Source organism: Candidatus Cloacimonadota bacterium, assembly GCA_034661015.1.
Taxonomy (GTDB): Bacteria; Cloacimonadota; Cloacimonadia; order JGIOTU-2; family JGIOTU-2; genus JAYEKN01.
Window position 1 is genome coordinate 1 of sequence record JAYEKN010000235.1, and the last position, 1,970, is coordinate 1,970.

The window sequence follows — 1,970 nt, forward strand, 5'->3', positions numbered from 1 at the left end:
GTACTTTTTCTCTTATTTTTCAAGAACTTCCCAATGTCCGCCTTTGTCGGGGCCGATGCGTTTTATTCTGTCTTCTTTTTTGAGTTTTGTTATTTGCCATTCTACTCCTTTTTGTGAAATTCCTATAATTTCCGCCAGCTCATTTATCGTAATATATGGTGTTGCTTTTAAAATAGACAAAATTTTCTCCCTAGTTTTCTCCCTAGTTTTCTCCCTAGTTTTCTCCACAGTTTCAGGTGAATAGTTTTTCTTCCTGAAAGTTACCCTAAAAGTAATACCCGGCTCGCTCCATTTCAGCTCTATTTCCGGGTAGTTTTTCAGGTCATCGAAGATTATTTTCAGTCCGTTTCCCCATTGTTCTATGATGCCCAGCTTTTTGAACGTAGCGGCAATTAGTTTATTACGTATTTCCGACTGTCCTGCTTCCATTAGGTTAAAATCCACCGAAGGCATCAGTTTTCCCGGGCTTGTAATCTCTATCTTATCGTCAAAAACTGCAATTTTAATATCTTTACCGGACAGCGCATAATCTCTATGAACAATGGCATTACGTACCACTTCACGAAGGGCATCTATTGGATATTCCCAGCGATCGTTTCGATACACGCCATCGTATCCTGTCGTTCCCTGCGAAATATGCCGCAGGATAAATTGAAGAGCCAATTCGGCTTGCTGTCCTATATTTATGTCAATGGTCTTTTGGTCGATAAAATTACCGGGGGTTGTTCCCTTAAAACGGGCACATTCTACCTTAGCGTATGGAAATAATCTGAATCTTTGCGGATCGTCGGAAAGCAAGATCAGGGCATAGGTGGGATATTTTTTTCCGTTAGTCTCCTTATAAAGGCGAAGTTTCGATAAGGTTTTAAGGTTTAATTTTTCACCGGTTCTTTCTCCAAAAAAGAGTTTGAATACTTCAATGTCTATTTCGGGAAGTGTTTTTCCAAAAAATATTTCGCTGTCAAAAGATCTGTTTGTGCTTTGTCTTTCCAATTCGGCAATAATTTCGGCGGATGCCAGCCGATTAGAGGAACCGACTCTTATATAGGTACCGCTTTCTTTTCCTTTTGATTTGAGAAAATAGGGCGGGTTGTTCCCTTTGAAAATTCTAATTCGCAGGAGCATTTTATTGTCCGCGGTCATAATGGTAAATTCAGGTAAAATGATAGGGGAACATTGATCAAAAATCATACTGCTTATTCGTTCTTCTAACGGAATTATTTTATCCGGATTCAATCCGATAATTTCCCTTGGCTTATCTTTTACACCAAGAAAGATTTCACCGCCTGCATCATTAGAGAAAGCAATAACCGTTCTGGTCAGTTTAGACCCTGAGGGAATTTGTTCCTTGAATTCCAGTCTTCTGCCTTCGGGCTGTTTCATGATCTCCTCAATGTTCATCTTTTATAACCACCTTTTTCAGGTTTTCCAGAATCAAAACATTGAGCCGTTCTTCTTTTAAATAATAGTGGAGAGGTAAATCTTTTTCAATTTTTCTACAACTTAATTTTATTTCTACTGGTTCTGACCATTGATTGCCTTTAATTATGTCGCCTGGTTTTATGCTTGTCATTTAATCACCTCTTGACTATTGAATATTGCGCATCCGTGTTTTAATTGTAATCGGAAATAGATTGCTGTCAAATCATAATAAAATTTCTATTGAACTTTCAATTTATTCCGAAATTACTTATATTTTCCGTTAAAACAATTTGTGAAAATTTTTCTTTTTTTATTAAAATTCGATATTTTTTATAATTGTATCACATGGTTACGACTACTGTATGGAAACAATTATTTAAAAAATGATAATTTTATGAAATAGCATGCACGCAAAAAAACCGGTAGCCTGGCAGTCATAATATTGTATGTGATGATACGAGATTGCCACACCCTGATAAATCAGGGTTCGCAATGACAGAGAAAGATTTCACCCCCACCTTAATCCTCCCCCCTCAAGGGGGAGGAGA

General features: G+C 37.4%; 2 protein-coding genes. Both read right to left on the reverse strand.

Going from position 1 to position 1,970, the window contains the following annotated elements; all coding sequences use genetic code 11:
- Positions 1–12: 12 nt before the first annotated feature.
- Positions 13–1,383: a putative DNA binding domain-containing protein gene (locus tag U9P79_08865; GenBank protein ID MEA2104731.1), complete on the reverse strand. Its 1,371-nt coding sequence runs from the start codon at positions 1,381–1,383 to the stop codon at positions 13–15.
- 7 nt (positions 1,384–1,390) lie between these two features.
- On the reverse strand, positions 1,391–1,573 hold the full coding sequence (locus U9P79_08870; protein ID MEA2104732.1) for a hypothetical protein: 183 nt from the start codon (positions 1,571–1,573) through the stop codon (positions 1,391–1,393).
- Positions 1,574–1,970: the final 397 nt, after the last annotated feature.

What these genes read in the sequence shown, in the direction of transcription:
- U9P79_08870 (MEA2104732.1), bottom strand. Translation starts at nt 1,573, where the DNA reads ATGACAAGCATAAAACCAGGCGACATAATTAAAGGCAATCAATGGTCA.
- U9P79_08865 (MEA2104731.1), bottom strand. Translation starts at nt 1,383, where the DNA reads ATGAAACAGCCCGAAGGCAGAAGACTGGAATTCAAGGAACAAATTCCC.